Genomic DNA, 23,197 nt, shown 5'->3' on the forward strand with positions numbered 1-23,197 from the left:
TCAACGAAGAAGCAAGGGTGCTGCCGGAAGCTTCAAACTTGTTCCGGGCAGGACACACCAACTGCCCTTTGTTTTGCGCCGGGTTGGGTCCTTTTCCGAGACCGCGTATTGCGACGGCTTTCGGCTGCCGGTCATCTGATCCCAGGCCATTGACGCCAGTTCGGCATGCTGCGGCGATTTCTGCGCGTAGACCTCGAACGCGGCGCGGGCCTCTTCCACCTCCACGGCGCCCGCCTGCCGCACGGACGGGACGTCGGAGAACGGATGATCGAAATTCGTCCGGCGGAACTGCGCCACCAGCGCTCTGAACGCCTGCCGCTCCGATAGGGCAAAAATATCCGGGCCTTCGTTTGCGAGATCACACTCATCCTCGAAACCGGCAACGACAGCTATCGCTTCAAAGCCAGCTCCGTGACGGCTAAGAAAAAACGAAAAAAGACGACGACATTGACCACGACGTGACCGCTAAGACATAAATGAAGAGTGGGTCAAATCTCGGTGAGGATACCGGGTCGGTTCTCAACGGAAATCAACAGGCATGCCCACAAGGGAAACACCGCACAACATGAAAGCCCCCCTTCCCTCATCGCCCGGGACCGCCAAGAAGTGGCGGATGATGCGCAGCCTGCCTGGATTGGCCGCCATCTGCGTGGTGCTTACGGCAGCCTGCGCGCCGCGTGGCGAGCTTGCCCTTGTCGATACGCCGCCCGAGGGCGCCAGGGAAGTAACGCTCCTTACCGCGACCAATCGCCGCCTCTCGCCCGGCGGGATGCCCAAGAACAGCCAGTCCGATTCTCTGGCCTATCACGAGATCGAGATCCTTCTCCCTCCCGAACGCAGGGTCGGCGAAGCGCGGTTGGGCGCCCCCGGCAAGGTCGATCCCAGCCGGCACGTCACCGCGCTCGGGTTCAATTCCCTTGAGGACACGCGCGGCTTCGAACGCAAGCTGCGCGAGGAGCTGCGAACGAACGGTGGCGCCTCGCGCGAGGTTCTCGTCTTTGTCCATGGCTACAACACCAACTTCTCGGAAGCGGCGGCGCGCTTCGCGCAAATGACGCGCGACATGCAAATCCCGGCGGTTCCGGTGCTCTTCTCCTGGCCGTCACAGGCGCGACCGCTCGGCTATGTCCATGACCGTGACAGCATCCTCCTCTCTCGCGAGCCCCTCAGGAATCTCCTGACCAGACTCCGGGCAGCCGGTGCGCAGCGCATCCTGCTGGCCGCGCACTCGATGGGCGGGCAACTCGTCATGGAAACCCTCTTGCAGGCGGATCTTGCTCATCCCGGCTCGGCTGCGCGCCTGGCCGATAGCGTGGTGCTGATTTCTCCCGATATTTCGATCGAAGTCTTCATGTCGCAGGTGGCGCAGATCAGCCGCCTGCCGAAACCCCTGGTCGTCTTCACGTCCGCCGAGGATCAGGCGCTCCGGCTCTCGACCCTGGTCGCCGGAAACAGCGCCCGGCTTGGCAAGCCCTCGGATGATCCACGTCTGAAGAACACGGGCGTGGTGTTCCTGGACGTCACCGATTTCAGCGACCGATCCCAGGACTCCCTGGGACACCTGACGCTCGGCACCTCGCCCGCCATGATTGCCATGGTGCCGCAGTTGCGCAATGTCGCTCTGGACCTCAGCTCCGGCGCCTCAAGCAACCCCGGAGTGCTGGCAGAGACGTTCCTGACACTGCGCTCGGTCGCCGGGAGCGCGCTGACGGCCCCTCAATGACGCTTGATGACGGTGCCCGTTGCGTGTCACCGCAGGTACCGACCATGGCGGGGGCTGGACACCCGCCCCGATGACCCACACGATCACCCCCGCCGTTTCCTCCTGTTGCAAATGGAAGTCACTTTTATGAGATACCTGTTCACATTCCTCCTACTGGCCGTGTTTGCCCAGCCCTCGACAACCCGGGCGCAGGCCGGCGAATGCGTCGTGCTGCTGCACGGACTCGGACGGTCCCATGCGTCGTTTGTGGTGATGGAAGAGATCCTCGGCGCAGCAGGGTATCGGGTGATCAACACCGACTATCCTTCGACGGAATCCACGATCGAAGGCGTCCTCGGCCATGTGACGGACGCGATCGGCGAATGCGGAAACGATACCGTGAACTTCGTCACGCATTCCATGGGCGGTATCGTCTTGCGGGCCTATCTTGCGGTCCACAGACCTGACAATCTCGGGCGGGTCGTGATGCTCGCCCCGCCCAACGCGGGGTCCGAGATCGCCGATCGCTTCGGCGACCTGGTCATTTTCAACGCCTTGACCGGACCAGCTGCGCAGGAGCTGAGAACAGACCCCGACTCGCTGACCAACCGTCTTGGGCCAGTGGATTTCGACCTTGGAGTGATCGCCGGGAACCGTTCGATCAACCCGTTGTTTTCCAGCCTGATTCCCGGCCCTGACGATGGAACCGTCTCGGTCGAAAGCACCAGGATCGAAGGAATGGCCGACCACATCGTTCTGCCGGTCAGCCACACGCTCCTGATGAACAACCCTCTGGTGATCGCGCAGGTCGCGCGCTTCCTGCAGACCGGGGCATTCGACAGCACGCTGGACTTTCCGGAACTCCTGCGCCGGATCGTCCGCAACTAGTTCGCGGCGCCACGCACAAGATCGACGACCTCGGTCATCCGTTCGGGGTAATCCTTCGTGAAGGTCCAGTAGCTGGTGCCGCTGACGCTCTTGCCCTCTTCCAGCCCTCTCGCCGCAGGCGCAAGGTTGAACAGGAGCGTCAGGATCGCGTCGTTGCTGACCCAAGGATCGTCATACCAGAAGGTGTGCGAGGTCGCCGGCAGGTCGGGCATGGCGTCGACATTCACCTGGACCACCTCCGCCTTTTGCGACGCCGTCGAGTCCAGCAGCCATTCCGCTGCCTCGGGTTCCAGTTCTTCAAGGTTCGGCCTGCCTGCGCGAGAGGCCCGGTTGACCGCTGCGGCGAGCCGAAGGGCGCTGTCCCCGAGATTCACCGCCGTCGTGGTGCGTCCGACCAGACCGGAATACACCGCCATGTCATCGACGAAATCGCGGAAGTCGGCATCCGGGGCTGCATGATAGACTTCCTGCACGTGAGAGGCGGCTTCGGGACGGGTCCGGGCCAGGTTCGCAAGACCGGTGCTGCCGACCATTGCCCCGGCGCTGTAGGTGAACACGTTGACATGCTCGGCCGGGGTGTGCTCGACCAGCATGGCAATCAGTTCGGACAGCTTGGGCGCGGCACTCAGGGCAGAGGTGACATCGCGCCGATACCGAAGGAAGTTCTCGGCCGTGGGCCAGGCGAAGAGAACCACCACCGAATGGCGTCCCGTGAAATGCCGCAACATCGCCGCCTGCCCAGCCGCGCGTTCGACGGTGGTGTTGGCGCCGTGGATATAGACTAGCACGTCCTTGTCCCGGCTGGCCTGCAAGGCCACGGCCACCTCCGCGAGCCATGCGTCGGCGGCTTCCGGATCGTCGCCCTGGCTGAGGGTCACGGCCTCATTCATCCGGTCCAGCCGGATGAAGGGCCGGTCTCCCTGATCGCTGGCAAAGGTCCACTCCAGCACCTGCTCAACCGTCGTCGCCTTGTCCCCGATCGTGAGGTAAGCGCGGCCCAGATGCAGCCGATGGTCCGGGATGACCGAGTAGAGTCGATCGTCACGCGGTCCGACGGGCAGACGACTGGTCGCATAGAAGACGTCGATCTCGCTGCCATCCTGGAGTGCGGGGGCGAGATCGACGATCTGGGCGCCGCCCTTCTGGAACAGCAATGGAGCCGGCATCAGGCGCATGGGAGGGTGGTAGAAGACAAAGAAGGCCGTGACGCCCCCGACCACTAGTACAAGCAGGATCATGATCCGGCGAAGCATGGCTTACCCTCTTCTTCCGCTCCTGCCGGCCAAGGCGTACAAGACAGTCGATCACCCGCCTGCGGCCTTGGAGCGGAGCATCGCACCCGAACGGTCAGGCAGCCAGGTCGGGGTCCCGATGGCCACGGACATGAACAGCAAGAGCCGTTCATGCCCTGATCCCCACGTCAGACGAGCTTGGCCCGCAGCTTGCTGTATTCGGCGTCCGTGATCTTGTTCTCGGCCTTGAGCGCCTCGAGCTTGGCGATCTCGTCTGCAACCGAGAAGCCCACGACATCGCGCAGATGCTCGCGCGCTTCACGTGCCGCTTCCAGGTCCCGCGCATGCATCGCCGATCCCTGCGTCAGCAGGTAGAAGAAGACGCCGAGGTAAGGCAGAACGAACAGGACGATGATCCAGACGACCTTGCCGAAACCGCCTACGTCCTTCCGGCGGAACAGATCTCCGAACACCCGGATCAGCAACCAGATCCACATGATGAACAGGAAAACGATAAAGGCGTCGACGAGGAAGTTCCAGAAAGTAAAGCCATTTTCCATGATCATGGTATCCTCCTTATGCGATGTGGGTCTTATGGCGCTGGACGTCTGACATCGCAAGAACAATCATCGCCGGCATCCGATGTTCGCCCTTCCGAAGCGCGGCCGCCCCTCTGTCGGGCGGCTGCCTTCCCCCGCTACACCGGGAATGTGACGGACGCACGATGACAGGACTCGGCACGGTCATCCGACCACGCGGCGCACCGGGGTGCCGCCCGATCGACGGGCATCACGCCGGAAAAAGCCCGGAATGACGCCGCTCCAGGAACGTCTCCCCGAGGCGCGCGTTGCCCCGGCTTAGGTGCTGGACGATTCACGCGGTTCCATGCCATACCTCACCCAGCGAACCCGGACCCGCTGACCGGAAGCCGCCTGACGCGGAAACCTTCTGCGCCACGAGACCAACAACAACAGCACAGGCAGACGCATGGCAAAGCTCTTTCATCGTCCCTCGATCCCGGGGCTCGTTCTTGGTGCGTTGTGCTGCGCCGCGGCGCTTACGCCCAGCATGATACCGCGCGCAGGCGCGCTGCAGGGGGTGTCGGCGGGGCTGAGCCTTGCCGTCGGCTACGGGATCGGAGTGCTGATTTCGGGGCTGTGGTCGCTGCTGGAACTGCCCCGACCCGGCATGCAGACACTTCGGCGCGCGGTCTGGGCCGCCCTTGTCTTTGCCGGTGCGGTCATCATCTGGGGACTTGCGGGCGCGGCCGGAGGGCAGCAACCACTGCATGACGCAATGGGCTTGCCGCCGGTGGAATCGGCCCGCCCCTGGACGATCGCCGCGGTTGGCGGCGTCTTGGCCGCGATCCTGATCTTCCTCGGCCGGCTCTTCGTGGCCGCGATGCAGACGATTTCCCGCCGACTTACCCCGATGTGGCCGCCACGGCTTGCGATGCTGGTTGCCTTTCTTGCCACCGTCATCATCTTCAACTTCATCGGAAACGACCTGATCCTCAACCGGATCGTCTCCGGGCTGGATCTGAGCTATGCTGGGATCGATGCGATGATCTCGGACGAGATCGACCCGCCGCAGGACCCGTTGAAAACCGGCAGTCCGGCTTCGCTCATCTCATGGGACAGCATCGGCAACCAGGGGCGCAACCGCGTGAGCGACCCGCTCGATGCCGCTGCCATCGCCGACATCACCGGGGAACCGGCGATGGAACCGATCCGGGTCTATGTGGGCCTCGGGTCGGCGGAAACGGCGGAGGATCGCGCCCGGCTGGCCCTGGACGAAGCGATCCGCGTCGGCGCCTTCGACCGCAAAACGCTGGTGATCGCGACACCGACGGGAACCGGCTGGATCGACCCCTCGGGCGCCTTTCCGCTGGAGGTTCTGACCCACGGCGATGTCGCGACGATCTCGGTCCAGTATTCCTATCTGCCAAGCTGGCTCTCTCTGCTCACCGTCCCGGAGTATGGCGCTGAAAGCGCAAGGGAGGTGTTCCTTGCGATCTATCACCACTGGCGCTCCCTGCCGCGGGACGCACGGCCCAAGCTCTATCTCTTCGGTCTCAGCTTGGGTGCGTTGAACTCGGACCTGTCGGTGGATTTCTTCGATCTTGTCGGCGACCCCTTCACGGGCGCCTTCTGGGTTGGTCCTCCGTTCGCCAGCCACAGCTGGGGCCAGATCACCGCCGATCGTGATCCGGGATCCCCTGCCTGGCTCCCGACATTCCGCGACGGGGCCGTGGTGAGGTTCCTCAACCAGTTCGAGATGCCCCAGTCCGGACAGCCCTGGGGATCGTTCCGCATCGCCTATCTGCAGTATGGGTCAGACGCCATCACGTTCTTCTCGCCCTCGATCCTGTGGCGCGAGCCTGACTGGATGAAAGCCCCCCGCGCCCCGGACGTGGTGGAAAACTTCAGATGGATACCGGTCGTGACATTCCTGCAAGTCGGATTTGACCTGCTGACGGCGACCACTACCCCCAAGGGGTTCGGTCACGATATCGCCGGCACCGACTACCTGAAGGGCTGGGTCGCGCTGCTGTCGCCCGAAGGATGGAACGACCCCGCCCTCGACCGCGTCCGGGCAGCCATGGCCGAACGCGGCCTGTAAAAATAGTTACTCACTGGCTCCGGCGCCCGTCCGCATGGAACGGGACAGCCGGGTTTGACTCATGCCGAATGCCATCCCATGTGCCCTGAGGGACGCGAGAAAGCGGTAATGCGGGGCCAGACCGAGATGAGCCATGTCGAAACGGAGTTCCGCTCGGGCTGCTGCGCCTTCAGCCGCCGGGCGTCGGACCCTTCCATGCCGCCATATTTCGACCGCCGCTTGTAGAAGGTCGCGTCGCTGATCCCCTGCTTGCGGCACAGATCCTTCGCGCCAAGACCGGCCTGATGCTCCTTCAGAATGCCAATGATCCGGTCTTCGCCGAAACGGTTTCTTTTCAACGTCTGTCTCCTTCGTCGGAGAACAGGCTGAACTCAAACAGAGGACTTTTCAGGGGAGCAGATCATCCCGCAAAGTCCGGAACGCGACCGGTCAATGCGATCACGCACGCGCCGTGCTGAACGGCGCGTGCGAGCGCGACCATCAGGTGGCCGGTAGCGGATCAGTCCAGAATGCCGTCGCCGTCCTTGTCCGCGAACCTGAACTCTTTCCTGAGTTCCGCGTCGAACTCGCTGCGGCTGATCACGCCGTCGCCATTCGTGTCCGCGCCATCAAAGACGCCACGGGTCATGGTCACCTCGGCTTCGCTCCATTCGATGCGGCCGTTGCCGTTCGCGTCGAGTGGCCCGAAGAGCTGGCCGACACCGGTCACATACTCCTCGATCGTCACGACGTTGTCGGCATTGCCATCGACGAGACCGAGCGAGCTGCCCGGCATGGACCCGGCCGTCAGGGCGGTTCCGGTTGCTGCCAGAACGGCCGATACAAGCGCAATATGTTTCATGTCGATCTCTCCCTCAGCACTCGAGCGCCGTGGCGGACGCAACGCCGCCGGCAATCGCGCCGACGCCGGTCGCAAGCGTCTGTCCGCTACCGCCGCCGAAGCGGTTGCCGATGGCGCCGCCAATGGCCATCCCCCCCATGGTTCCCGCAACGCAACCGATCTCGTGCCGCGCGGCGGCAGAGTCGGTACAGCCCGAGAGCGACACCGCCGCGACGAGCGAAGCGATGCAAAGAGTTCCAGTTACGCGCTTGATTTTCATGTTGTCTCCATCTCGGCAAGGCCGGGCATTGCCATTTCACCTGGTCCAGCCCAGACCCCATATTCTTCACGCATGACAGGCCTTGACCTGTCGGATCCCGCCATCATGCAACCTCGGTAACAGACTGACGACGCTCGATGCAATGCCAATCCGGGTTTGCCGGGCTACACTTGGCGATGGACGCCGGGCAGCGCCGGACTGGTTCGTTGAACCTCACATAGGGATCCCGCACTGACAAGCAGAAACAGCGGCTGTCGGTCAAATGAAATCTGACGCGGGCCCAGCCGCCGTCGAAGTGTTGAAGACACTCGATTCGTCCGGCCATGATTCCACTCGTTTTGCAAGAAAACTGTGGAAGACGAAACGCTGCAAGCCCCTGCGACGCAATGTTTTTCCTTGATCACAAAGGCTTGAAATGGTGGGTGATGAGAGACTCGAACTCCCGACATCTTCGGTGTAAACGAAGCGCTCTACCAACTGAGCTAATCACCCGTGCCAGATCGTTTACGAGACCTGACATCGCCCTGCAAGCCCTATGTCAGCAAGCGGCTTCGACCATCACGCAGATGGTAGACCACCCCCTGCCCTCCGCCGACCGTTCCGAAAGACTCGGCAGGCAAACCGACAAGCAGGCATCGCAGGACACGCGATGTGATGCCGTGGGTAACGATCACCGATGGCCCGTTGAGTTCCGACAGAAATGACGCCGCCCGACTTTCCAGCGCCGCAATTCCCTCTCCACCGGGCGCATGATCATACCATTCCAGCCCATCGCCGGCAAAAAGCTCCGGGAATTGCGCCGCAAGATCCTCGCGCAACTGCCCGCTCCATTCCCCAAGGCCGATCTCGCGCAGTCGCGCATCGGAAACCACCGGGAGTTCCGGCAAGGCCAGCGCCGCGGTTTCGGCGGCGCGCCCTTGAGGACTGCAATAGACCGCCCATCCCGAAATACCGACGTCCTTCAGGATCCGCCCCTGACACTGCGCCTGATCGCGGCCAGTGTCCGTGAGATGTGAATCCAATTCCCCTTGCAGTCGCCCGCTCCGGTTCCATTCGGTTTCCCCATGACGCAGGATCAAAAGCTCCGGATATGCTGTCACGTACCGATCTCTCCTGACTGGTCCCCACCGGCCTGATCGACCGGCCCCGACTTTCCGCCGATCCGGCGCCCTTGTCCAGCGCCGCGCCGTGACGGGCCGCACGCGCAGTGCCCTGCCGGATCAAAGTTCAGGTTCGAACGGGAAAACGCGCACTCCGGTCTCCACTACAGAAACCCGCCCCGGCGCTCTCTGCGTCCGGGGCGGGCATGGGAGTCGCGGCTTCCGCCGAACGCCACTCCCGGCGGCGGCGGAAGGTCAGGTTCCGGTCAGACGGCCTCAGATACCGGCATCGAGATCGTCAAGGTCGAGACCGGCAGCAAGATCGGCGCCGAACGGATCATCCAGCCCGCTTTCGCCCCCCGCTCCGGCATCCACCGCGCAGGCGTCCGTTCCGCAGGATTCGGCCTCATCAAAGCCACCGTCGGCACCGCAGACGAAACCGCCCTGTTCCGATCCGGCCGTGCCGGCAGCAGGCAGACCGCCCGGAGCGGCTTCGTCTCCTTCATTGCCTTCATCGTGCTCGTCGCCTTCGTCGCCTTCGTCGCCTTCGTCTCCCTCATCGTTTTCATTGTCCTCATTGTTCTCGTCGCCTTCGTTGTTTTCGTCCCCTTCGTCGCCTTCGTTGTTTTCGTCGCCTTCGTTGTTTTCGTTGCCCTCGTCGTTTTCGTCGCCTTCGTTGTCCTCATTGCCTTCGACACCTTCGTTGCCTTCATCCCCCTCGTCGCCTTCGTCGCCCCCATCAGGGCCTTCGTCTCCTTCATTCCCTTCGTCGCCTTCGTCGCCTTCGGTGTCCTCGTTGCCTTCGTCGCCTTCGTTGCCCTCGTCGTTTTCGTCGCCTTCATTATCCTCATTGCTTTCGTTGCCTTCATTGCCTTCGTCATTCTCGTCGTTCTCGTCGCCTTCGTTGCCTTCGTCGCCTTCGTTGCCTTCGTCGCCCTCGTCGCCTTCGTTGTCCTCGTTGCCCTCTATGCCCTCATTGCCTTCGTCGCCCTCATCGTTCTCGTTGTTCTCGTTGCCTTCGTTGCCCTGATCGCCGGTATCGCCGGCAATGAACTCATCGCCTTCGTTGCCTTCATCGCCCTCGTCGTTCTCATTGTCCTCGTCGCCTTCGTTGTTCTCGTTGAACTCGTCGCCCTCATCGCCTTCGTTGTCTTCGTCGCCTTCACCGAGACCAAAGCTGTCGTTCTCGTCGCCCTCGTCGAACTCGTCGTTCTCATCGTCCTCGTTGCCTTCATCGCCTTCGTTGCCTTCGTCGCCTTCATTGTTTTCGTCGTCCTCATTGCCCTCGTTGCCTTCGTCGCCCTCGTCGCCCTCGTCGCTTTCGTCGCCTTCATTGCCTTCGTTGCCTTCGTCGCCTTCGTCGCCTTCGTCGCCCTCGTTGTCCTCGTTGTCCTCGTCGCCTTCGTTGCCTTCGTCCCCTTCATTGTTGGAGCCGGATTCGTCGCCCTCGTCGCCTTCGTTATCCTCGTTGTTCTCGTTTCCTTCGTTGCCCTCATTGCCTTCGTTGTTTTCATTGCCTTCCTGGGTGAAGGCCGTGTCGTCTTCGTCGCCTTCATTGGCTTCGTCGCCCTCGTCGCCCTCGTCGCCCTCGTTGCCTTCATTGCCTTCGTTGTTCTCGTCGCCTTCATCGTTCTCGTTGCCTTCGTCAGCCTCGTCGCCTTCGTCGCCCTCGTCGCCCTCGTTGGATTCGTTCGCCTCGTTGCCTTCGTCGCCCTCGTTGCCTTCGTCGTCCTCGTCGCCCTCTACGCCCTCATTGCCTTCATTGTTCTCATCGCCTTCGTCTCCCTCATTGCTTTCATTCCCCTCGTCACCGCTGTCACCGGCAACCGGTTCGTTGTTCTCGTTGCCCTCATCCCCTTCGTCGCCTTCGTTGCCTTCGTTGGATTCGTTTCCTTCGTTGCCTTCGTCCCCCTCGTCGCCTTCGAAGCCCTCGTCGGCCTCGTTGCCTTCGTTGCCTTCGTCACCCTCGTCACCCTCGTTGTCCTCGTCGGCTTCGTTGCCTTCATCTCCCTCGTCGCTCTCGTTGTCCTCGTCGTCTTCGTCGCCCTCGTCACTTTCGTTGCCTTCATCGCCCTGAAAGTCGGCAATGGACTGGAGATCGCCTTCTTCGCTGCCTTCGTCGCCCTCGTTGCCTTCATTGTTCTCGTTGCCTTCGTCGTTTTCGTCCTGTTCGTTGTCCTCGTTGCCTTCGTTGCCTTCATTGCCCTCGTCGGTCTCGTCGCCCTCGTTGTCCTCGTTGGCCTCGTTGCCTTCGTCGCCCTCGTCGCCCTCGTCGTTCTCGTCGTCTTCGTCGATCTCGTCGCCTTCGTCGCCTTCATCGGCCTCGTCGCCCTCGTTGGCTTCGTTGCCTTCGTTGTTTTCGTCGCCTTCGTCGCCCTCGTCGTTTTCGTTGTGTTCGTCGTTCTCGTCCTGGTTCTCGTTTAGCTCGTCGCCCTCGTCGTTCTCGTCGTTTTCGTCATTCTCGTCGCCTTCGTCGTCCTCGTCGCCCTCGACGCCTTCGTCGCCCTCGTCGTTTTCATCCCCTTCATCACCCTCGTCGCCTTCGTCGTTCGCGACGGACTCGTTGCCTTCGTTGCCTTCGTCTTCGCCGCGTCCGATCCCCTCGTCGCCTTCGTTGCCCTCATTGCCTTCGTCGCCTTCGTCAACGCCGGCTTCGTCGCCTTCGTCATTCTCGTTTCCTTCATTCCCTTCGTCGCCCTCATCTTGCCCGGCCTCGTTGCCCTCGTCTCCTTCGTTGCCCTCGTCGCCTTCATTGCCGTCGTCAGAGCCGTCGTTGGCGGTTTCGTTGCCTTCGTTGCCCTCGTCCTGGCCGGGGCCGTTGCCCTCGTCCCCTTCATTGCCCTCGTCGCCTTCATTGCCTTCATCGACGCCGCGCTCGTTGCCTTCGTCGCCCTCGTTGCCTTCGTTGCCTTCATTGCCCTCGTCGAGCCCGGCTTCATTGCCCTCGTCGCCCTCGTTGCCCTCGTCGCCTTCGTTGCCTTCGTCACCGGGAGTGTTCTCGTTGCCTTCATCGCCCTCGTCGGCTTCGTCGCCTTCATCGCCTTCGTTGGCTTCGTTGTCCTCGTCGCCTTCGTTACCTTCGTCGCCTTCGTCGTTCTCGTCGAGCTCGTCGCCTTCGTCGCCCTCGTCGCCTATCTCGTTGCCTTCGTCAGCCTCATCTCCCTCGTCGTTCTCGTTGTTTTCGTCGCCCTCATTGTCCTCGTTGGCTTCGTCGCCCTCATCGCCCTCATCGCCCTCGTCGTGCTCGTTGTCCTCATCAGCTTCGTCGCCTTCATTGCCCTCGTTGCTCTCGTCGCCCTCGTTGTCTTCGTTGCCCTCGTCGTTCTCGTCTCCTTCGTCGCCCTCGTCTCCTTCGATATCCTCGTTACCCTCGTCGCCTTCATTGCCTTCGTCGCCGTCATTGTTCAGGCCCGTCTCGTCGCCCTCGTCGCCTTCGTTGTCCTCGTTGTTCTCGTCGCCTTCGTTGCCTTCATTTCCCTCGTCGCTTTCGTTGTTCTCGTTGCCCTCGTCGTTTTCGTCTCCTTCATCGCCCTCGTCGCCCTCGTCGTCTTCATTCAGTTCATTGCCTTCGTCGTTCTCATCGCCCTCATCGTCCTCGTCGCCTTCATTGGCTTCGTCGCCTTCGTCTCCTTCGTTGGAAGACTGGCCCGGATCCGGCACCGGCATTCCGCCCAGAATCCGCGCCGCCTCGACGCCTGTCAGTTCGACGATGTCTTCCCGGTCGGTTTCAGTTCTGCCGCTGGCAAGAGCGACATCGGCGGTTACAAAAGTCGGGATGGTAAAAAGTGTCATGATATGTGTCTCCGGAAGCAGAATGGATCGACCCCTCGGGGCCGAATTGAAACGGACCGCCTGCAATGTCAGAACGGCAAGATCGCCGGTTCACGGACCGACGAAAAAACCCTGAAAATTCAGGGCACGGTAACAACGCAGGCTGACCCGGAAAAGCCAGACGCGGTTTGCAATGAAACCGGCCCTGGTTCTGGAAACGCACTGCTGAAGGTAGAAATCTCGTTGCGCGGGAATGAAGTCCGAACGCAGTCCGGCCCGGCCGGCCTGTTCGGCGCCAGGCGCCGCCTTCAGACCTGTTCGCGGGACGGGCGCGTGCGCCGGACACCCCGCTGTCGGAACGGATCGGTTCCGCCGCATCCGGTATCTGGCCCGCTCAATCGATCGGACGCTAGACATGGCGGCGCTCCTTCTCCCTGCGTGTTCCCACATCGAAGCGATCTGAACATCTGGTGCCGGGTCATGGATCGTCCAAGCGCGTTGGCGCAGGTCGGACTCTCGGGTCAATTCCCGTTCGCTTGCGATGCTCGCCGAAAACCGGCGAAAAAATTCAGTGTTTAAAGGGGAGCACGATCAACAAACTGAAAAACCGAAAGCATGCCCCAAAAGATATGTTCAAAATCGTAGGCGCAGGTGCAACTATTATCAAGCCTTCGGTCGGCGACAAGCTTGATTTGCCCGTTTGACACAGCGTGAAAGTCCGAAAAAACACGCCCTGCGGATACTGCCGCCTCAGTCCACCCCACAAACGTGTGGCCGCCCCAACAATCGCAATACTGTCAGCCGGTTGGGATTCGCCGCCGTCGCCGGTACGTGCCTCCCGGTCCTGCACGACACCCGTCTCGCAACCATGGCGCACGATCCGGGCATCGCTCAGTGGATAGCGAACGGCTATTTCACCGCTCCGCCGTTTCATTGCGCCGGTCTGACGATCCCGCGACAAACAACGCCGTCCGATTGGTGGGCGGCGCGCTGGTGGGCGGAGTGTCGGTGAGATGCGGATACGGTGAAGGCCGTGTTAGCAGCGGAGAATCATCGTTCGGGGACGCCCTGAGAGGCCCCTAACCCGCCCCGGAAAGCACCATGGAAAGGCGTTTTGGCCTATCGGCGACTTTGCCTTAAACTTCTGTTTTGTTCAGTTTTTTTCGCAAAAGAGAATGGTGGGTGATAAGAGATTTGAACTCCTGACATCTTCGATGTGAACGAAGCGCTCTACCACTGAGCTAATCACCCGCGCCGCGCGTTTTAGCGTCACTCCGCTCTTTCTGCAAGAGCGGAGTTCGCATTCCGCCTGGCCGCAGTTTGATACAGCGAGCATACGCGCGCGAGCCCACGGAGGGAAATTGTCAGTCTGTGCAAAGAAAAGGACGGGCCGTGTTTACGGCCCGCCGGTGTTTTTAACCGCGACGGTTCAGTGCGCCGTGGCGGAGGTGCCTTCCTGCGACGTCAGCGCCGCCTTGGCCGCTGCGGCCTCTTCGGCGGCCTCGTCCCATTCGATGGGCTCGGGCGCACGCAGCAACGCATGTTTCAGAACTTCCGACACATGCTTGACCGGGATGATCTTCAGCCCTTCCTTCACGTTATCGGGGATCTCCGCGAGATCCTTTTCGTTCTCCTCGGGGATCAGCACGGTCTTGATGCCGCCTCTGAGAGCCGCCAGCAGTTTTTCCTTCAGGCCGCCGATCGGCATCGCGTTGCCCCGCAGGCTGACCTCGCCAGTCATGGCGATGTCCTTCCTGACGGGAATCTGCGTCAGCACCGACACGATCGACGTGACCATCGCCAGGCCCGCGCTCGGCCCGTCCTTCGGGGTTGCTCCGTCGGGCACGTGGACGTGGATATCCAGCGTGTCGAATTTCGGCGGCTTGACCCCGATCTGCGGGCTGATCGACCGGACATAGGAACTGGCCGCGTCGATGCTTTCCTTCATCACGTCGCCCAGCTTGCCGGTGGTCTTCATCCGGCCCTTACCCGGCAGCCGCAGCGCTTCGATCTGCAAGAGCTCGCCGCCGACGCTGGTATAGGCCAGCCCGGTCACGACCCCGATCTGGTCCTCCTGTTCGGCCAGCCCGTAACGGTACTTGGGCACACCCAGGAAATCGTTCAGGTTCTCGGGTGTCACAGTAACGCTCTCGGCCTCGCCCTTGATGATCCGGGTCAGGCTCTTGCGGCACACCTTGGCGATCTCGCGCTCGAGGTTCCGCACCCCCGCTTCGCGGGTATAGATACGGATGATATCGGTCAGCGCGGCATCCGTCAGGTCGAACTCCCTGGCCTTCAGCCCATGGTTCTTGACCTGTTTCGGGATCAGGTGCTGCTTAGCGATCTCGCGCTTCTCGTCCTCGGTATAGCCGGCCAGCGGAATGATCTCCATCCGGTCCAGCAACGGCCCAGGCATGTTGTAGGAGTTCGACGTGGTCAGGAACATCACGTTGCTCAGGTCATACTCGACCTCGAGATAGTGATCCATGAAGGTGTTGTTCTGTTCCGGGTCCAGCACCTCGAGCATCGCGCTCGCCGGATCGCCCCGGAAATCCTGGCCCATCTTGTCGATCTCGTCGAGCAGGATCAGCGGGTTCGTCGTCTTGGCCTTCTTCAGCGCCTGGATGATCTTGCCCGGCATCGACCCGATATAGGTGCGCCGGTGGCCGCGAATCTCGGATTCATCGCGCACCCCGCCCAGCGAAATGCGGATGAACTCGCGCCCGGTGGCGCGCGCCACCGACTTGCCCAGACTGGTCTTGCCCACACCCGGCGGGCCGACGAGGCACATGATCGGCCCTTTCATCTTCTTGCTGCGCTGCTGCACCGCCAGGTATTCGACGATCCGCTCCTTGACCTTCTCCAGGCCATAGTGGTCGTCGTCCAGAACCTGCTGTGCCCGGCCCAGATCCTTCTTGACGCGCGACTTCACGCCCCACGGGATCGACAGCATCCAGTCGAGATAGTTGCGCACAACGGTGGCCTCGGCGCTCATCGGGCTCATGTTCCTGAGCTTCTTGAGCTCCGCCTCGGCCTTCTCGCGCGCTTCCTTGGACAGCTTGGTCTCGGCGATCCGCGCTTCCAGTTCGGCGATTTCGCCCTCGCCTTCCTCGCCGTCGCCCAGTTCCTTCTGAATGGCCTTCATCTGCTCATTCAGATAATATTCGCGCTGGGTCTTCTCCATCTGCGACTTGACGCGGGTCTTGATCTTTTTCTCGACCTGCAGCACCGACAGTTCGCCCTGCATCAGGCCATAGACCTTCTCCAGCCGCTCGCTGATGCTCAGTGTTTCCAGCAGGTCCTGCTTCTGGCCGACCTCAATCCCCAGATGTCCGGCCACCAGATCGGCCAGCTTGGCCGGCTCGGTGCTCTCGCCCACGGCGGTCAGCGCTTCTTCGGGGATGTTCTTGCGCACCTTGGCGTAGCGTTCGAATTCATTGGCCACCGTGCGCACCAGCGCCTCGGTCGTGGTCACGTCGCCCGGCATTTCGGTCAGGTATTCGGCCTGGGCCTCGAAGAACGACTCGTTCTCGATGAACTCGGTAATCCGCACCCGCGCCTGGCCTTCGACCAGCACCTTCACGGTGCCGTCGGGCAGTTTCAGAAGCTGCAGCACATTGGCCAGGACGCCGGCCTTGTAGATGCCGCTGCTGTCCGGATCGTCCACGCTGGGATCGATCTGGCTGGACAGAAGGATCTGCTTGTCGTCCGACATCACCTCTTCCAGCGCGCGGACCGATTTTTCGCGTCCCACGAACAGCGGCACGATCATGTGGGGAAACACCACAATGTCGCGCAGCGGCAGCACGGGGTAGGACGAATTGAGGGGCTCTTGCATGCTCTATCCTTGTTGTTGGCAAGATGGCGCCGGTCCCGCTGTGCGGCAACGCCCGGCCATCTCCGTTCTCAGACCTGTAAGGTGGGGCACCGGGGGCGCCAATTCAACCTCACGGCGGTCAGGCCGAGACAGAATGACCCGCTCCGCAAACAAGGGCAAGGTGTCAAATGCCCGACAATTGCCGCAAATTCCCCTATGCTCCAAGCCTCCTGTGACACGAGAGGTTCCGGACCGGGGGGACGACAGGCTAACACTTCGGGCGGACAGCATCAGGAGCACCAGATGATTCCCCGTTTTACCGACGACAATGGCTCTTCTGCCCATCGACACGCAAAAGGGCGTCCATGTGCTCGCTCATTGGGGCGGTCTGACCGGACGGATGAGCAACCTTGCCTAACGGGACAATCTCGTCGCCTTGCTCGGGGCCTTTCGCGGCGCGGGACGCACCATCGCCTACACTCGTCACGACAGCAGCGAACCCGACAGCCCGTTGAAGTTCTCCCTACCTACCGGGGCATAGCTTGACGGGCGGGAAATCCACGACAACGAAATCGTGGTGAAAAAGGCCGTGAACAGCGGCTTCATCGGAACTTCGCTGGATGTCGAGCTGCTCCGCGCCTGAGAGCGCGCCGTCGTGTCTTGCCGCGGTCCGCGTCTACAAGGCGCGGAACGCGTCTGACAGCCGGTCCTGATCGTAGGAATCGTCGCGGCGCCAGTCGAGAACGCCGTCCTCCGGGCGGATCAGCGGATCGTAGACGATCCATTCCGAGAAACAGATCGGACGGTCTTCAGCCGCCGCCCCATCCACCGCGCCGCAGGAGGCGGTGTTGGAGAGGTCAGCCTTCACCTTGACGATCTCCTTGCCCGGCAGGGCGACCTCGAACACCGCGGCCGCGCTGTTCTCCCCGGCCCCCTTTGCCGCGAACTCGACCTTTCCCGCGCGCAGTTCGACCTGGAGGATGACCACCCGGTAGCGCTGATCGTTTGGCCGGAAGAGATCGTTGATACCGCTTTCGGTTTCCCCCGCCGCCTTGAGCTGTCTCACATACTCCGACAGCGCGGATTTCGTCAGGTCGTAACTGTAGCGAACCGTGTTGTCCGCTGTCGCGGAAATCTGCGCCCCGACCGACGACTTGACCAGACTCGCATCCCCGATCGGCAAGCCTTCAATGCCGATATTGGCCAGCCTGCTGGCCGAAACCGATGCGGGCGCGGGGCTTTGCGACGCCAACCGCAATGCGACGGTGGAAATCTCCTGAAGCCGGTTGGTCTCCGTGTTCCAGACGAAAAACGTGCCCGCCGACTGCCCCCGCGGATTGTAGATGCCCACGTTGCCAGCCTTGGAATAGGCATAGTTCACCTGCGCAAGCCCCGGTTCGATCCCGCCCGAATTGGGACCACACCCCGACAGTCCCGCCGCGACGGCACATGCCCCGATCACCATCCTCATGCCAATTCCCCCTGAAACGTCTTTAAAAAACAGACCTCTAGAGAACCAGAAAACGGCTCGAAAGTCAATTCGCGGCGGCCTCGGAAACCGGCCTTCCGCCTCGGTGCGGGAAAGGGACAACGGACGGGTTTGCCTTGCAACCGATACTTCGGGGCGCATCGCGGCCACGCAGCCCCGCTGGCACGCCCCTCCCATCCGTCCGGGTACGGCAACGGTGCCTCGCCGCAAGAGACACCGCCGGTCGCACGGGTTGGCCGCGCTCGCCAGAACATGCAGAACGATGCCGCAGGCGATCAGGACACCCCTGTCATTTCAAAGACTGCGCGACATCCTCATAGTCGCCCATGCGCATGTAGATCAGCTCCCGCACAAGCTTGATGCTCGGACGCGCCCCGAACAGGACCGACCCGATCACGAACAGCCATGTGGCCGCGTATGTGGTCGCCTCGCTGAAGAACAGCAGGCTGCCGGCCAGAAACAATGCCGCCGCGCAGAAATCCGTCACCGTATAGGCCAGTTCGAAATAGGCATAGAGCCTCAGGTGCCGCGCGCTGCGGCTGCGGTTGTCCGGACTGAAAAACATGACCACTCCTTTCAGACGTCGCGACCCGTAGGGATGTCCTGCCCCAAAGCATTCGTCAGCCCAATACGGTCACCGCAGAACAAAAGATCAACCGCCTTGACCGCGAATTTCGCCGCTATCGCACCCGCCGACGCGCCACCCCGACACGCTTTTCAATCGGATCAATCCTGTTCAGGCGCATACGCCATCAGCATCAATGGCTCATCCACCTCCGCTTCCAGCCTGTCCAGATAGTCGCGCCCATGAACCTCATGCGCAATCAGCGTCTCTGCCAGGCTCGGAACCGAAGCCATCCTGTGCCGCACTTCCGACAAGAGCAGCGACACATTGCGCGCGGCGGTGTCGTTTCCGGCAAACCGGTGCAGCAACCGGTCCTCTGGCAGATCCTGGACGATCTTCCGGTAGCTGCCGAAAAGCATCCGTGCACGTTCCGCGGCGCGTTCCTTCTCATCCAGCCAGATCAAGCCCTTGATCTGCGCGGTTCCGCACAGCGACAGGGCCGCGAACAGCTGAGTCAGGAAATCGGGATCGATGCTCTCGCGGCGTCCCACATGTCGGATCCCGATCTCGATTTCCCCGAACGCATCATGTAGCGCCCGCTCACTGTTCCGCACCTCGGTCTCGGGGTTGCGCACCAGACGCGCCTCATCGAGCCGTTGCAAATGGCCCTCCACCCTTCTCAGCGTGCGATGCAGATCCCAGTCCTCCCGCTTTGCAGTACTTTCCTCGAACTTGGCCTCGATCTGTTCAAGCGACCGGTCGATCCTGCTCAGCCGGCTCAGGATCATCGCCGTGCTTGCCGCCGTCACCCCGATCCCCGCCACCGATGTGATGAGCGTGGCCGTCTGCATCGCCTGCATCCCGCCCATCATCGTCTCGATGACCCCCAACCGCTTCTTGATCTGCTCGTTCTGGATCAGGGTCCCGATCCCGGTCAGCGACGACACCGGGTCGGGCACCACGCTGCCCACCGCGCTCAGAACCTGCCCGACGATGCTCTGCGTCACCCCGGTTTCCTGCAGATGCGCGACGATCTTCTTGCTGGCCGCATCGCGCACCAGCATGCCGATGCGTTCATACTCTCCCGCCGCAACCCTGCTCAAAATTTCATCGGGAACGCGCGCCAGAATGGGCACCGTATCGGCCAAACTCATGATCTCTCCTCCAAAGCAGCCAGTCTGCGGTCAAGAGCCAGGTCCAGACGTCCGAGAAACCGCATCCGGACGCTATTCGCTTCATCGGCGATCATCGCACGCTCTGCGCAGTCCCGGACATGCGTCTTGAACCTGTCGCGCAGGCTCGACGTGGCCCAACCAAGAATCGCGGGCGATGTATAGGAAGCGGCAAGCGCCACCGCCGCGGCCACGCTGAATACCGGCCAGGAAAAAGTCACCACCGCACCGGTCGTGAACAGCCCCAGGATGGCGGTCGCCGTCGTCGTGGTGGCTATTCCTCCCGCGGCTGCGGCGGCCCCGACCGCCCCGGCGGCCAACACACCGCCCGCCGCGAGCGCGGCCCCCTCATAGTATCCCAGCCCGTCAAACACCGCCGCCCCCTCGATCTCGGCCATCGACTCCTCCACCGAGTCGCGCAACGACCGTTCCATCCGGCGACTGAACATCGCGATATCGGATTGCAGCTTGCGCTGCACGTGCTGGCGCGCATCGGACTCATGAAGCAGGTCCCACGCGCTCAGCGCATCGATCCGCCTCATCGCGGACTGCACATAGCGATTACAGGCCGCCCGGCACTCCTGATTCACGCGAAACCGTTCGGCGTTCCACCAATCAAGCGTTTCACTTTCCAGAATCAGCGCGTTCAAAACTCGAAAACGTCCACAATTTCGATACTCCGGAAAACGCTACAAAACTTGTGAACAATCACCAAGGCAGAAATGAACGCCCATGGCGGCCGCCCGTCCGACGGGACGGCGGGCGGGGCGTCTTGGCCGCAAGGCCAACAGCGCCGCACGGCCGTCACACCGGCTCGATATCGCCTTCCGCGCGCGCGGCGTGGAACGCCGCCTGCCAGGCCGCGAAGCTCTCCGCCGCGATCGCATCTCGCATGCCTTGCATCAATTCCTGACAATAGTACAGATTATGCCAGGTCAGCAGCATCGAGCTGATGATCTCCTGGCTGCGGAACACGTGGTGCAGATAGGCGCGCGAATAGTTCCGGCAGGCCGGGCAGCCGCATTTCTCGTCCAGCGGACGCGGATCGTCCTGATGCCGGGCGTTCTTGATGTTCAGAACCCCGTGCCGGGTGAACACCTGCCCGGTGCGCCCGGACCGGCTGGGCAGCACGCAATCCATCATGTCGATGCCGCGCGCCACCGCGCCGACGATATCGTCGGGCTTGCCGACCCCCATGAGGTAGCGCGGCTTGTCCTCGGGCAGCTGCGCCGGCGCGAAATCGAGACAACCGAACATCGCCGCCTGCCCCTCGCCCACCGCCAGCCCGCCGACCGCATAGCCGTCAAAACCGATCCCGCGCAGCGCAGCGGCCGATTCAGCGCGCAGATCCTCTTCGAGCCCGCCCTGCTGGATGCCGAACAGCGCGTGTCCGGGCCGGTCCCCGAACGCCTCGCGCGACCGCTCTGCCCAGCGCATCGACAGGCGCATGGACTCTGCGATCCGCGTCCGGTCCGCGGGCAGCGCCGGACATTCGTCAAAACACATCACGATGTCGGACCCCAGCAGCCGCTGGATCTCCATGCTGCGTTCCGGCGTCAATTCGTGCCTGGAGCCGTCGATATGGCTCTTGAAGGTCACGCCGCGCTCGGTCAGCTTGCGCAGCCCGGCGAGGCTCATCACCTGGAAGCCGCCGCTATCGGTGAGAATCGGCCGGTCCCAGTTCATGAACCTGTGCAGGCCCCCGAGCCGGTCGATCCGCTCGGCTGTGGGCCGCAGCATCAGATGATAGGTATTGCCCAAGAGGATATCGGCCCCGGTGGCGCGCACGCTTTCGGGCAGCATCGCCTTGACCGTCGCCGCCGTGCCCACCGGCATGAAAGCGGGCGTGCGGATCTCGCCGCGCGGAGTCGAAATCACACCCGTGCGGGCCTTGCCATCGGTTGCGCCCAGCGCAAAGGAAAATCTGTCGCTCATGCGCCCCGGTTACCGCCCCCGGCGGGAAAAGCAAAGCCCGCGCCCGCCGTCCGGCGGCTCCGCCCGCTCCATGCCTCGCCGCCCACAACCTTGCCTTCGACCGCCCCTGCCGCATCAACGCGCTGACCACCAAGGCCCGTAACATCTGGTTCGTGCTGCTGGGCGTGCTGGTCTTCGTCGGCATCACCCTGCTGCGAGTCGAACATATCGACTTCTACGGCATCGACCGCGCCACAGCCCTGCCGCTGGTCAGTGTCGAAATGACCACCAGGTCCTTCTTCGTCGCCGCGCCGATCTGGACTTGCCCTGAAAAAGTGGAGAGCACCAACTGAGGAACCAAGAGGTGTTCTCTGGGAAACGGAAACAAACCAACGCCGGAGTTTCGGCGTGAAGCGGTGCGGATGGCTTTCGCTTTCCCGAAAATTGGCGTGATCGCTTTTGGGATAGCATGATATACGCCCCCGAAGAGTGGCACGACGTCACTCCCATCCCGCCGCCTCCCGGCTGCACGTGAGACCACCCGCCTCTCACGGCCGCCGACTGACCGGGCTTGCAACCCGCACCCGTTCGGGTCACATGAAAGGACACGCAGCAACCGGACCTGACCCATGACCGAAGACCAGATCTACACCCTGCTTTCCGACAGCGGCATCTACCTTCTCGGCGCGCTGTTCCTGATCATCATCGTGTTCAAGGGCGTGCGCATCGTGCCACAATCGGAAAAGCACGTGGTCGAACGCTTCGGGCGGCTGCATTCGGTGCTCGGCCCCGGCATCAACTTCATCGTGCCGTTTCTTGACGTGGTCGCCCACAAGATCTCGATCCTCGAACGCCAGCTCCCCACCGCCAGCCAGGACGCGATCACCAAGGACAACGTGCTGGTGCAGGTCGATACATCGGTCTTCTATCGCATCACCGAACCGGAAAAGACCGTCTACCGCATCCGCGACGTGGACGCCGCGATCTCGACCACAGTGGCCGGCATCGTGCGTGCAGAGATCGGCAAGATGGATCTCGACGAGGTGCAGTCCAACCGCGCCCAGCTCATCGCCACCATCAAGGCCAGCGTCGAGGACGCAGTGGACGACTGGGGCATCGAAGTCACCCGCGCGGAGATCCTCGACGTGAACCTCGATCAGGCCACCCGCGACGCGATGCTGCAACAGCTCAACGCCGAACGCGAACGCCGCGCCCAGGTGACACGCGCCGAAGGCGCCAAGCGCGCGGTCGAACTTAATGCGGATGCGGAACTCTACGCCGCCGAGCAGGTTGCCAAGGCCCGCCGCATCCAGGCCGATGCCGAAGCCTACGCCACCGGCGTCGTGGCGCGGGCGATCAAGGACAACGGGCTTGAAGCCGCGCAATACCAGGTCGCCCTGAAACAGGTCGAGGCGCTGAACAAGCTGGGCGACGGTGCCGGCAAGCAGACCATCGTGCTGCCCGCCAACGCCATCGAAGCCTTCGGCGATGCCTTCAAGATGCTCAGGGGCGGCTCCTGATGGCGGTGCTCTCGCTCTGGTGGGCCTGGCTGGGTGTCGCCCTGGTGCTGGGCATCGCGGAAGTGCTTCTGCCGGGCTTCATCTTCCTGGGCTTCGCCATCGGCGCGGTGGCCGTAGCCGGGCTGCTGGCGCTTGGCCTCGCCGTCTCGCTGCCGGTCCTGCTCCTGATCTTCGCGGCCCTGTCGCTGGTCGCCTGGCTCATCCTGCGCCGTTACTTCGCCCTGCCCAAAGGCCAGGTCAAACGCTTCCACGACGACATCAACGACTGACTCCGCACGCCAAAGTTGCTTTTTGACCCGAGTCCG

Annotated in this window: 20 protein-coding genes, 2 tRNA genes and 2 pseudogenes; 7 read left to right on the top strand and 17 right to left on the bottom strand. The window is 62.5% G+C overall.

Annotation, left to right across the window (positions count from 1 at the left end; all coding sequences use genetic code 11):
• Entirely contained in the window at window positions 1-297 is a 297-nt protein-coding gene (locus QO034_RS02650; RefSeq protein ID WP_284483955.1) for a hypothetical protein, read from the bottom strand.
• A 69-nt stretch (window positions 298-366) separates the two neighbouring features.
• Here QO034_RS02650 and QO034_RS02655 point away from each other — a divergent pair.
• The 3 genes and pseudogenes from QO034_RS02655 to QO034_RS02665 all read left to right on the top strand — a co-directional run.
• Window positions 367-462, top strand: a pseudogene (locus QO034_RS02655) (ATP-binding protein); the annotation flags it as partial.
• A gap of 151 nt (window positions 463-613) precedes the next feature.
• On the top strand, window positions 614-1,723 hold the full coding sequence (locus QO034_RS02660; RefSeq protein WP_284483956.1) for an alpha/beta hydrolase: 1,110 nt from the start codon (window positions 614-616) through the stop codon (window positions 1,721-1,723).
• A 126-nt stretch (window positions 1,724-1,849) separates the two neighbouring features.
• A complete protein-coding gene (locus QO034_RS02665; RefSeq protein WP_284483957.1) occupies window positions 1,850-2,590 on the top strand; it encodes an alpha/beta fold hydrolase in 741 nt (246 codons plus the stop codon).
• On the opposite strand, the gene QO034_RS02670 is transcribed toward QO034_RS02665, so the two are convergent.
• A complete protein-coding gene (locus tag QO034_RS02670) occupies window positions 2,587-3,843 on the bottom strand; it encodes an alpha/beta hydrolase (protein WP_284483958.1) in 1,257 nt (418 codons plus the stop codon). The two genes, QO034_RS02665 and QO034_RS02670, sit on opposite strands and share 4 nt — an antisense overlap.
• A 167-nt stretch (window positions 3,844-4,010) precedes the next feature.
• Window positions 4,011-4,388 (bottom strand): PLDc N-terminal domain-containing protein, encoded by a 378-nt coding sequence (locus tag QO034_RS02675; protein ID WP_284483959.1) that lies wholly within the window; start codon window positions 4,386-4,388, stop codon window positions 4,011-4,013.
• Between the two features lie 502 nt (window positions 4,389-4,890).
• Between QO034_RS02675 and QO034_RS02680 the strand changes: the two genes are divergently transcribed.
• On the top strand, window positions 4,891-6,444 hold the full coding sequence (locus QO034_RS02680) for an alpha/beta hydrolase (protein ID WP_284483960.1): 1,554 nt from the start codon (window positions 4,891-4,893) through the stop codon (window positions 6,442-6,444).
• 128 nt (window positions 6,445-6,572) lie between these two features.
• On the opposite strand, the pseudogene QO034_RS02685 reads toward QO034_RS02680, so the two are convergent.
• The 14 genes and pseudogenes from QO034_RS02685 to tgt all read right to left on the bottom strand — a co-directional run.
• A pseudogene (locus QO034_RS02685) lies at window positions 6,573-6,782 on the bottom strand (transposase); the annotation flags it as partial.
• A gap of 161 nt (window positions 6,783-6,943) precedes the next feature.
• Complete coding sequence (locus QO034_RS02690; RefSeq protein ID WP_284483961.1) at window positions 6,944-7,285, bottom strand: EF-hand domain-containing protein; 342 nt, start codon at window positions 7,283-7,285, stop codon at window positions 6,944-6,946.
• A gap of 13 nt (window positions 7,286-7,298) precedes the next feature.
• Window positions 7,299-7,544, bottom strand: coding sequence for a hypothetical protein (locus QO034_RS02695; protein WP_284483962.1), 246 nt, complete (start codon window positions 7,542-7,544; stop codon window positions 7,299-7,301).
• Window positions 7,545-7,960: 416 nt separating this feature from the next.
• A tRNA-Val gene (locus tag QO034_RS02700) sits at window positions 7,961-8,036 on the bottom strand.
• A 41-nt stretch (window positions 8,037-8,077) separates the two neighbouring features.
• On the bottom strand, window positions 8,078-8,644 hold the full coding sequence (locus QO034_RS02705; protein WP_284483963.1) for a histidine phosphatase family protein: 567 nt from the start codon (window positions 8,642-8,644) through the stop codon (window positions 8,078-8,080).
• 276 nt (window positions 8,645-8,920) lie between these two features.
• Window positions 8,921-12,436, bottom strand: coding sequence for a midas domain-containing protein (locus QO034_RS02710; protein ID WP_284483964.1), 3,516 nt, complete (start codon window positions 12,434-12,436; stop codon window positions 8,921-8,923).
• A 1,155-nt stretch (window positions 12,437-13,591) separates the two neighbouring features.
• Window positions 13,592-13,666 (bottom strand) — tRNA-Val (locus tag QO034_RS02715).
• 178 nt (window positions 13,667-13,844) lie between these two features.
• Complete coding sequence (lon, locus tag QO034_RS02720) at window positions 13,845-16,253, bottom strand: endopeptidase La (protein WP_284483965.1); 2,409 nt, start codon at window positions 16,251-16,253, stop codon at window positions 13,845-13,847.
• A 462-nt stretch (window positions 16,254-16,715) separates the two neighbouring features.
• Window positions 16,716-16,838: a hypothetical protein gene (locus tag QO034_RS02725; RefSeq protein WP_284483966.1), complete on the bottom strand. Its 123-nt coding sequence runs from the start codon at window positions 16,836-16,838 to the stop codon at window positions 16,716-16,718.
• A 70-nt stretch (window positions 16,839-16,908) separates the two neighbouring features.
• On the bottom strand, window positions 16,909-17,703 hold the full coding sequence (locus QO034_RS02730; RefSeq protein ID WP_284483967.1) for a hypothetical protein: 795 nt from the start codon (window positions 17,701-17,703) through the stop codon (window positions 16,909-16,911).
• Between the two features lie 307 nt (window positions 17,704-18,010).
• The gene (locus QO034_RS02735; protein ID WP_284483968.1) at window positions 18,011-18,286 is read right to left on the bottom strand and encodes a YrhK family protein; all 276 of its coding nucleotides are present in this window, start codon (window positions 18,284-18,286) and stop codon (window positions 18,011-18,013) included.
• 161 nt (window positions 18,287-18,447) lie between these two features.
• A complete protein-coding gene (locus tag QO034_RS02740; RefSeq protein ID WP_284483969.1) occupies window positions 18,448-19,440 on the bottom strand; it encodes a hypothetical protein in 993 nt (330 codons plus the stop codon).
• A complete protein-coding gene (locus tag QO034_RS02745; protein WP_284483970.1) occupies window positions 19,437-20,000 on the bottom strand; it encodes a hypothetical protein in 564 nt (187 codons plus the stop codon). Before QO034_RS02745 ends, QO034_RS02740 begins: the two co-directional genes overlap by 4 nt.
• Before the next feature lie 262 nt (window positions 20,001-20,262).
• On the bottom strand, window positions 20,263-21,393 hold the full coding sequence (gene tgt, locus QO034_RS02750) for a tRNA guanosine(34) transglycosylase Tgt (protein ID WP_284483971.1): 1,131 nt from the start codon (window positions 21,391-21,393) through the stop codon (window positions 20,263-20,265).
• Window positions 21,394-21,545: 152 nt separating this feature from the next.
• Here tgt and QO034_RS02755 point away from each other — a divergent pair, with 152 nt between their 5' ends.
• The 3 genes from QO034_RS02755 to QO034_RS02765 all read left to right on the top strand — a co-directional run bounded on the left by QO034_RS02755 (window position 21,546) and on the right by QO034_RS02765 (window position 23,161).
• Window positions 21,546-21,725: a hypothetical protein gene (locus tag QO034_RS02755; protein WP_284483972.1), complete on the top strand. Its 180-nt coding sequence runs from the start codon at window positions 21,546-21,548 to the stop codon at window positions 21,723-21,725.
• A 276-nt stretch (window positions 21,726-22,001) separates the two neighbouring features.
• The gene (locus QO034_RS02760; protein ID WP_284483973.1) at window positions 22,002-22,892 is read left to right on the top strand and encodes an SPFH domain-containing protein; all 891 of its coding nucleotides are present in this window, start codon (window positions 22,002-22,004) and stop codon (window positions 22,890-22,892) included.
• A complete protein-coding gene (locus QO034_RS02765; protein ID WP_284483974.1) occupies window positions 22,892-23,161 on the top strand; it encodes an NfeD family protein in 270 nt (89 codons plus the stop codon). Before QO034_RS02760 ends, QO034_RS02765 begins: the two co-directional genes overlap by 1 nt.
• Window positions 23,162-23,197 lie beyond the last annotated feature (36 nt).

The organism is Sedimentitalea xiamensis, assembly GCF_030164465.1.
Classification (GTDB): Bacteria; Pseudomonadota; Alphaproteobacteria; order Rhodobacterales; family Rhodobacteraceae; genus Sedimentitalea; species Sedimentitalea xiamensis.

Coding starts and splice junctions, on each gene's coding strand:
- QO034_RS02660 (WP_284483956.1), top strand. CDS start 614: ATGATGCGCAGCCTGCCTGGATTGGCCGCCATCTGCGTGGTGCTTACG.
- QO034_RS02665 (WP_284483957.1), top strand. CDS start 1,850: ATGAGATACCTGTTCACATTCCTCCTACTGGCCGTGTTTGCCCAGCCC.
- QO034_RS02670 (WP_284483958.1), bottom strand. CDS start 3,843: ATGCTTCGCCGGATCATGATCCTGCTTGTACTAGTGGTCGGGGGCGTC.
- QO034_RS02675 (WP_284483959.1), bottom strand. CDS start 4,388: ATGATCATGGAAAATGGCTTTACTTTCTGGAACTTCCTCGTCGACGCC.
- QO034_RS02680 (WP_284483960.1), top strand. CDS start 4,891: ATGATACCGCGCGCAGGCGCGCTGCAGGGGGTGTCGGCGGGGCTGAGC.
- QO034_RS02690 (WP_284483961.1), bottom strand. CDS start 7,285: ATGAAACATATTGCGCTTGTATCGGCCGTTCTGGCAGCAACCGGAACC.
- QO034_RS02695 (WP_284483962.1), bottom strand. CDS start 7,544: ATGAAAATCAAGCGCGTAACTGGAACTCTTTGCATCGCTTCGCTCGTC.
- QO034_RS02710 (WP_284483964.1), bottom strand. CDS start 12,436: ATGACACTTTTTACCATCCCGACTTTTGTAACCGCCGATGTCGCTCTT.
- lon (WP_284483965.1), bottom strand. CDS start 16,253: ATGCAAGAGCCCCTCAATTCGTCCTACCCCGTGCTGCCGCTGCGCGAC.
- QO034_RS02725 (WP_284483966.1), bottom strand. CDS start 16,838: ATGAAGCCGCTGTTCACGGCCTTTTTCACCACGATTTCGTTGTCGTGG.
- QO034_RS02730 (WP_284483967.1), bottom strand. CDS start 17,703: ATGAGGATGGTGATCGGGGCATGTGCCGTCGCGGCGGGACTGTCGGGG.
- QO034_RS02735 (WP_284483968.1), bottom strand. CDS start 18,286: ATGTTTTTCAGTCCGGACAACCGCAGCCGCAGCGCGCGGCACCTGAGG.
- QO034_RS02740 (WP_284483969.1), bottom strand. CDS start 19,440: ATGAGTTTGGCCGATACGGTGCCCATTCTGGCGCGCGTTCCCGATGAA.
- QO034_RS02745 (WP_284483970.1), bottom strand. CDS start 20,000: ATGAGGCGGATCGATGCGCTGAGCGCGTGGGACCTGCTTCATGAGTCC.
- tgt (WP_284483971.1), bottom strand. CDS start 21,393: ATGAGCGACAGATTTTCCTTTGCGCTGGGCGCAACCGATGGCAAGGCC.
- QO034_RS02760 (WP_284483973.1), top strand. CDS start 22,002: ATGACCGAAGACCAGATCTACACCCTGCTTTCCGACAGCGGCATCTAC.
- QO034_RS02765 (WP_284483974.1), top strand. CDS start 22,892: ATGGCGGTGCTCTCGCTCTGGTGGGCCTGGCTGGGTGTCGCCCTGGTG.